This is a genomic window from Dermacoccus sp. BD5, from assembly GCF_044878485.1.
GTDB classification, from domain to species: domain Bacteria; phylum Actinomycetota; class Actinomycetes; order Actinomycetales; family Dermatophilaceae; genus Dermacoccus; species Dermacoccus nishinomiyaensis.
On sequence record NZ_JANJER010000012.1, the window covers coordinates 84,644 to 91,624 of the forward strand.

7 protein-coding genes are annotated in these 6,981 nt (G+C 68.5%); 5 read left to right on the forward strand and 2 right to left on the reverse strand.

What is annotated here, in order from left to right; translation table 11 throughout:
- Positions 1–66: 66 nt before the first annotated feature.
- Positions 67–1,581, reverse strand: coding sequence for a helix-turn-helix domain-containing protein (locus NQ706_RS10320; RefSeq protein WP_051806432.1), 1,515 nt, complete (start codon positions 1,579–1,581; stop codon positions 67–69).
- A 198-nt stretch (positions 1,582–1,779) separates the two neighbouring features.
- Here NQ706_RS10320 and aceA point away from each other — a divergent pair, with 198 nt between their 5' ends.
- The 4 genes from aceA to NQ706_RS10340 all read left to right on the forward strand — a co-directional run bounded on the left by aceA (position 1,780) and on the right by NQ706_RS10340 (position 6,065).
- Positions 1,780–3,063: an isocitrate lyase gene (aceA, locus tag NQ706_RS10325; protein WP_006944896.1), complete on the forward strand. Its 1,284-nt coding sequence runs from the start codon at positions 1,780–1,782 to the stop codon at positions 3,061–3,063.
- A 255-nt stretch (positions 3,064–3,318) separates the two neighbouring features.
- Complete coding sequence (gene aceB / locus NQ706_RS10330; RefSeq protein WP_038568819.1) at positions 3,319–4,956, forward strand: malate synthase A; 1,638 nt, start codon at positions 3,319–3,321, stop codon at positions 4,954–4,956.
- 172 nt (positions 4,957–5,128) lie between these two features.
- Entirely contained in the window at positions 5,129–5,449 is a 321-nt protein-coding gene (locus NQ706_RS10335; RefSeq protein ID WP_038568821.1) for a putative quinol monooxygenase, read from the forward strand.
- Positions 5,450–5,627: 178 nt separating this feature from the next.
- Positions 5,628–6,065 carry a hypothetical protein gene (locus NQ706_RS10340; RefSeq protein ID WP_038568823.1) on the forward strand — a complete coding sequence of 146 codons (438 nt, stop codon included), beginning with the start codon at positions 5,628–5,630 and terminating at the stop codon, positions 6,063–6,065.
- Positions 6,066–6,143: 78 nt separating this feature from the next.
- Here NQ706_RS10340 and NQ706_RS10345 read toward each other — a convergent pair whose 3' ends face one another.
- The gene (locus tag NQ706_RS10345) at positions 6,144–6,488 is read right to left on the reverse strand and encodes a hypothetical protein (protein ID WP_150112763.1); all 345 of its coding nucleotides are present in this window, start codon (positions 6,486–6,488) and stop codon (positions 6,144–6,146) included.
- Between NQ706_RS10345 and NQ706_RS10350 the strand changes: the two genes are divergently transcribed.
- A complete protein-coding gene (locus NQ706_RS10350) occupies positions 6,469–6,846 on the forward strand; it encodes a hypothetical protein (protein ID WP_038568827.1) in 378 nt (125 codons plus the stop codon). The genes NQ706_RS10345 and NQ706_RS10350 overlap by 20 nt on opposite strands.
- Positions 6,847–6,981 lie beyond the last annotated feature (135 nt).

The window sequence follows — 6,981 nt, forward strand, 5'->3', positions numbered from 1 at the left end:
CTCGTGATGTAGCCCGGGTTCTCGGGCGCGGGCGCCCGAAAACCCGGGCGACATCAGGAAGGGACGTCAGCTCTCGCGCGCGTGGCGTTCGAGAAACTGGTACACCTCGGTGTCGTCGACGCCCGGAAACGTGCCGGGCGGCATCGCGGCGAGCAGGTGCGAATGCACGCGAGCGCTCGGCCAGGCGTGCCCGCCCCAGCGCGCCGTCAGCTCCCCCGGCGGCTGCGTGCAGCACGACGGGTCGGGGCATCGCGACTGCGAGCGCGACGTCGTCTCGCGCCCGCGGAACCACTTGACGTGCTGGTACGGCGTGCCGACGTTGACGCTGAACAAGCCCGACGAGGTGCGATCGACGAACGCCGAGCACCAGTACGTGCCCGAGCGCGTGTCCGTGTATTGCTGGTACGAGCGCGACAGATCGGGCTGGTCGAACACGACACGCGCCGTCCAGTGCTTGCACACCCGCTGGCCCTCGATGGCGCCCGTCGCGTCCGCCGGGAAGACGATGCCGTCGTTCTCGTATGCCTTGTAGATGACGCCGTCGGCGCTGATGCGCATGAAGTGGACGGGGATGTCGAGCACCTTCGTCGCGAGGTTCGTGAACCGGTGCGCGGCCGTCTCGTAGGAGACGCCGTATGCGTCGCGCAGGTCCTCGATAGAGATGTCCTTGGCCGCCTTGGCCTCGAGCAGCCGCGCCCCCAGCTCCTTCTCCGGCATGAGGACGGCCGCGGCGAAGTAGTTGATCTCGACGCGCTGGGAGAGGAACTCGGCGTAGTCGGCCGGCACCTCGTGGCCGAGGACGAGGTGCCCGAGCGCCTGCAACGCGAGCGAACGCGCGTCGTGCTGGCCCGCCTCCGGCTGCGGCAGGTAGATGCGGCGATTGGCCAGATCGCTGACGGTGCGCGTCGAGTTCGGCAGATCCGAGGTGTGCACGAGCGAGAACCCGAGGTGCTCCGCCATCCGATCGACGGAGGTGCGCGAGACCGGCCCGCCCGCGTGCCCGACGCCGGCGAGCAGGTCGGCGGCTGCCTGCTCGATGTCACCGAAGTAGTTGTCGGCCTCTCGCATGCGCGTGCGCAGTTCGGCGTTCGCACGCCGGGCGTGCTCGGGCGTCGCGGCGCGCTCGCTCTGCATCGACGCGAGCGCCTCGTGCATCCCGACGAGCGCCTCGAGCGCCTCCGTCGGCAATCGCGGCCCGACCCGAACCGTCGGCAGCCCGAGCGCCGAGTACTGCTCGGCGCGCTGCGCGCGTTCGAGTCGGATCTCCAGCGCGGCACGCCGTGACGGCGGCGCGGTCGCGAGCAGGTCGGCGAGGGGGACGTCGAGCACCTCGGCCAGCGACGTCAGCACCGATAGTCGCGGCTCGCGCTTGCCGTTCTCGATGAGCGAGAGCGCCGACGGGCTCATGCCGACGGCGGCCGCGACGTCTCCGAGCGTCCGCTCGGCGCCCTGACGTACGTGACGCAGGCGTCGTCCGATCGTCAGGGCGTCGGGTGCGGCGCGCTCGGGTCGGGTGGCCGTCTCGGTGGAGACGTGGGGGCGCGACAGCCGCCCCTCGCGCGGTGCGCTCGTGTCGCTCATACCGTTCACCTTCGCCCGCGCCATGCGTCACCTCGTGCTCACTCGGGGCCAAAGACCCCGAAAAACCTGTCGATGTGTCAATAATCGCAGATCTTTATCGGAAAACTCTTGTTACTTGCCAGTTCGATCGGCCAGAGTGGACACATCGAGCCCCACCGCCACCCGGCTGAGGCTTCACCGAGGAAAGGACCAGGAGCCATGACTGGCGAGAACATCCAGGCACGCGCCGCCGAGATCCAGAAGGACTGGGACACCAACGAGCGCTGGAAGAACGTCAAGCGTGACTACAGCGCTGAGGACGTCGTCCGTCTCCAGGGCAGCATCCAGGAGGAGTTCACCCTCGCCAAGCACGGCGCCGAGAACCTCTGGGAGAAGCTGCACACCGAGGACTTCGTCAACGCCCTCGGCGCGCTGACGGGCAACCAGGCCGTCCAGCAGGTCAAGGCCGGCCTCAAGGCCATCTACCTGTCCGGTTGGCAGGTCGCCGGTGACGCGAACCTCGCCGCCCAGACGTACCCGGACCAGTCGCTCTACCCGGCCAACTCGGTGCCGCAGGTCGTCCGCCGCATCAACAACGCCCTGATGCGCGCCGACCAGATCGAGTTCTCCGAGGGCATCAAGAGCGTCGACGAGTGGCTCGTGCCGATCGTCGCCGACGCCGAGGCCGGCTTCGGTGGCCCGCTGAACGCGTACGAGCTCATGAAGTCGATGATCGCCGCCGGCGCCGCCGGCGTGCACTGGGAGGACCAGCTGGCCTCCGAGAAGAAGTGCGGCCACCTCGGTGGCAAGGTGCTCATCCCGACGAAGCAGCACGTTCGTACGCTGAACGCCGCCCGCCTCGCCACCGACGTGTCGAACACGCCGACCGTCGTCATCGCCCGTACGGACGCCGAGGCCGCGACGCTCATCACGTCCGACGTCGACGAGCGCGACCAGCAGTTCCTCACCGGCGAGCGCACGAACGAGGGCTTCTACAAGGTCAAGAACGGCATCGAGCCCTGCATCGAGCGTGCGAAGGCCTACGCGCCCTACGCCGACCTCATCTGGATGGAGACGGGCACGCCCGACCTCGAGCTCGCGAAGAAGTTCGCCGAGTCCGTCAAGGCCGAGTTCCCCGACCAGATGCTGGCGTACAACTGCTCGCCGTCGTTCAACTGGAAGAAGCACCTCGACGACGACACGATCGCCAAGTTCCAGCGCGAGCTGGGCGCGATGGGCTTCAAGTTCCAGTTCATCACCCTCGCCGGCTTCCACGCTCTCAACTACTCGATGTTCGACCTGGCCCACGGCTACGCCCGCGAGCAGATGAAGGCTTACGTCGAGCTGCAGGAGCGCGAGTTCGCCTCCGAGAGCCGCGGCTACACGGCCACGCGTCACCAGCGCGAGGTCGGCACGGGCTACTTCGACCTGGTCGCCACGACGCTCAACCCCGAGTCGTCGACGACCGCGCTGAAGGAGTCGACGGAGAGCGCTCAGTTCTGAGCTGCTCCCGCCACTGAACCGGCCCCCATCTCCCGCGCGATCACCTGGCTCCGATCGCGTGGGGGTGGGGGCTCACCCCTACCCCCGTCGCGCCGCGCACCCTGAGCGCTCGATCCTGCGTTCATGCGTGCCGCGGCCGCCGTGTCCGCGTCGCGAGCGCCGCCCGCCCGGGCGTCGCGATCGGTCATGATGGAAGTCCACGCCCAGCCCAGCCGTCGCCCCGACGACGCCCACAGCGCACCCGAAGGAGGGCTCATGAGCTCTTCCCCCACCGTCCGCGGTCAGCTGCACCCTCGGTTCGATGAGATCCTGACGCCCGGCGCCCTCGCCTTCCTCGGCCGGCTCGACGGAGCGTTCGCCGGACGTCGCGCCGAACTACTCGCTCAGCGTCGCGACCTGTCACGCCGCATCAACACGGGCACAGACCTCGACTTCGACCCCGCGACGCAGTCCGTGCGTGACGACGCGTCGTGGCAGGTCGCGCCCGCCGCGCCAGGGCTGCTCGATCGCCGCGTCGAGCTCGTCTCCCCCGTCACGCGCTCGATGACGCAGCACGCGATGGAGTCGAACGCCTCGACGTGGCTTGCGGACCTCGAGGACGCGACGTCACCGACGTGGTTCAACATGATCGAGGGCCAGGTCGTGCTCGCCGACGCGGTGCGCGAGTACCGCGCGCACCCGGAGCGCAAGCGTCCGACGCTCATCATGCGCCCGCGCGCGTGGCACCTGTGCGAGAAGCACCTGACGGTCGACGGCCGCCCGATCTCGGCGACGCTCGTCGACTTCGGCCTGTTCTTCTTCCACAACGCGCAGACTCTCATCGACGCCGGGTTCGGCCCGTACTTCTACCTGCCGAAGATCGAGTCGGCGGCCGAGGCGCGCCTGTGGAACGACGTCTTCGTCGAGGCTCAGGACGCCCTCGGCATCGAGCGCGGCACGATCCGTGCGAGCATCCTCATCGAGACGCTGCCCGCCGCGTTCGCGATGGAGGAGATCCTCTACGAACTGCGCGAGCATGCCGCCGGTCTCAACGCGGGCCGCTGGGACTACATCTTCAGCTACGTGCGTACCTTCGCCCACCGCGGCGACGAGTACGTCCTGCCCGACCGCGAGCGCATCACGATGACGACGCCGTTCATGCGCGAGTTCACCGAACTGCTGGTCGCGACGGCGCACAAGCGCGGCACGCACGCGATCGCCGCGCCCGCCGCGAACAACCCGACGCTGCAGGACGACGACATACGTCACCGCGTCCTCAACGTCGTCCACACCGAGAAGGAGCGCGAGGCCGAGGAGGGTTTCGACGGTTCGTGGGTCGCCCACCCCGCGATGGTCGACACGGTGCTGTCCGCCTTCACCCACGTCCTCGGCGACAAGCTCGACCAGATCGACGTCAAGCGCCCGCAGCGCTTCGACGCGGCGGCCCTCGTCAGCCTCGAGGGCACGATGCAGACGACGAGCCTGCAGGGCGTGCGCCACAACGTCAGCGTCGCGCTGCAGTACCTCGCGGCGTGGATCGACGGCAAGGGCGCCGTCGCCATCGGCAACTTCATGGAGGATGCGGCGACCGTCGAGATCTGCCGTGCCCAGCTGTGGCAGTGGCTGCACCACTCGACGCAGCTCGCCGAGGGCCCGCAGGTGACGCGGGAGCTGCTCGGGCGCGTCATCGACGAGGAGATGACCAAGCTCAAGCGCACCGCCGACGCCGACGAGTCCGAGCGCCTCGACGAGGCCCGCGAGGTGCTCGAACGCAGCGCGCTCACCGACGAGCTGCCCGGATTCTTCTCCAACTACGCCTACGTCCGCTTCCTGCTCGACGAGGGGCTGCGCATGCCGCGCAGCATCGACTCCGACGACCTTCGTCAGTCGGAGAAGGTCGACGAGGTCGCCTGAGCTCGGCCGTGTGACGCAGACGGGTACGGCGAGCGATCTGCGTGCGCGTGAGCGGGTCGAGCCGTCGCCCGGGGCGTTGTCGGTATGAGGTGATACAAAGATGACGTGGCGTCGCGCAGGTGCACGCCACGTCATCGTCACGTCCAGCGGGCGCACTCGAGAGGTAATTACCATGATCTTCATCGTTGTCAAGTTCGACGTCCGCCCCGACAAGGTCGACGGGTGGATGGACCACGTCGCCGACTTCACCGCGGCCACGCGCGCCGAGGCGGGCAACCTGTGGTTCGAGTGGAGCCGCAGCGTCGAGAAGCCGAACGAGTTCGTGCTCGTCGAGGCGTTCCAGGACGACGCGGCCGTGGCGCACGTCTCCTCGGACCACTTCAAGGCCTTCACGTCGTCGACGGCTGAATGGCTCACGGCCACGCCCAAGATCGTCTCGCGTCAGGTCGAGGGCGACGGCTGGGACGAGATGGGCGAGATCAGCGTCGACTGACGCCGATCACGAGGGGGGCGACCTCGCCTGCGCGACCACGGTCAAACCGGGACGCAAGGTGAAGATGCGTGTGCTCAAGGACGGCGAGGAGCTGACGTAGCAGACCGGCGACGTCGGCAAGCCCGGTTCGGACGGCGAGGTCGCACTGAGCGGCGACATCGGCGTCGCTCCGCCCGCCATGCCCGCCAGCATCTACGCGTGCGAGTTCACCGTCGACGGCGCCAAGCCGGTGAGCGGCTCCGTCAAGGTCAAGGGCCCACAGGGCGCCGACGGCGCCAGCCAGGTGCGCATGTGCACCGAGATCAAGGACACCCCGGGGCGCAAGAAGAAATCGCTCTCGTGCGCCGAGACCTCTGATGTGATCCACCTCGAGCGCGGCAAGGGCCTGCAGTGCTCCGCCGTCGTCGCGGGGGCGAAGGGGTCGCCACTGCGCGTCCGGATCCGCAAGGGCACGCGGGTGTTCGACTTCCCGTTCGAGGCAGGGCGCGTCGACAAGAACCTCGGGGTGGTGACGGCGAGCATCACCGTCGCGGGCAGCGATGACGCCCGCTGCGAGGTCTACAAGGGCGAGAAGCTGCTCGTGCGGCGCGACTTCCGGGTCGTCGTGAACGGCTGAGACCAGGCCGCATTCAGGATCTATCGAGGCTTCATGAATTCTTTGCTCCGAGATGGAACCGGATCCGGGTCCAACGCATCAGAATGCTGACACCGACAACCAGGAGGAAGCCATGAAGATCAGCCGAACCATCGTCCCGACGCTCGCACTGGCCTCGCTCACGCTTGCAGGATGCAGCACCGTCGAGAGCGGCGGCAGCTCATCGTCGGGCGCCGCTGTGCCGAGCAACCCCATGTCGTCGAGCCCCACGGCCGCCCAGTCGCAGGCCACGTCGGCTGCGCCCGAGACGTCGAGCGCCGCTGAATCGTCGCCCGAGTCGTCGCCCGCGACCTCGGAGACGAGCTCGTCAGCATCGACCGACTCGTCTTCGTCGCCCAGCTCGCAGGCAGCCAGTTCTGCAAAGGTGACGAAGAGCGACATCATCGGCTTCGCCTCGAGCCACGAGACGCGTTCGTGCCTCAGCAAGAACCTGGCTTACGTGTCGTCGGCTCAGTTCTGCAAGGAGGACGCGAGCAGCATCGACGCCTCGTACAAGGGCCAGCGGGTCTACTTCACGACAGCCGTGCAGTTCAAGTCCAGCGCGAAGTACAGCTATGAGATCTCGAACGGTTCACAGTCGAAGAAGGGCACGCTCGACTCCAAGGGCACCTCGAACGCTGACGGCCAGGCTGTCACGCTGACCGTCAAGGTACCGATGGAGCAGTCGGGCACCTACTCGATCAAGTTCCTCGAGAACGGCTCGCAGTTCGCTTCGGACTCGGTGAACGTCACCGTCAAGTGACGCGCTGACCGAGCATGCTGCCGGGGGCGCCCCCCCCCCCGGGGGGGGGGGCCGGCGCGGGGGGGGGGGGGGGGGGGCGCCGCCGGGGGGGGCCGGCGGGGGGGGGGGGGGGGGGGCGCGGGGGGCGGGGGGGGG

Coding starts and splice junctions, on each gene's coding strand:
- NQ706_RS10320 (WP_051806432.1), bottom strand. CDS start 1,581: ATGAGCGACACGAGCGCACCGCGCGAGGGGCGGCTGTCGCGCCCCCAC.
- aceA (WP_006944896.1), top strand. CDS start 1,780: ATGACTGGCGAGAACATCCAGGCACGCGCCGCCGAGATCCAGAAGGAC.
- aceB (WP_038568819.1), top strand. CDS start 3,319: ATGAGCTCTTCCCCCACCGTCCGCGGTCAGCTGCACCCTCGGTTCGAT.
- NQ706_RS10335 (WP_038568821.1), top strand. CDS start 5,129: ATGATCTTCATCGTTGTCAAGTTCGACGTCCGCCCCGACAAGGTCGAC.
- NQ706_RS10340 (WP_038568823.1), top strand. CDS start 5,628: ATGCCCGCCAGCATCTACGCGTGCGAGTTCACCGTCGACGGCGCCAAG.
- NQ706_RS10345 (WP_150112763.1), bottom strand. CDS start 6,488: ATGATGTCGCTCTTCGTCACCTTTGCAGAACTGGCTGCCTGCGAGCTG.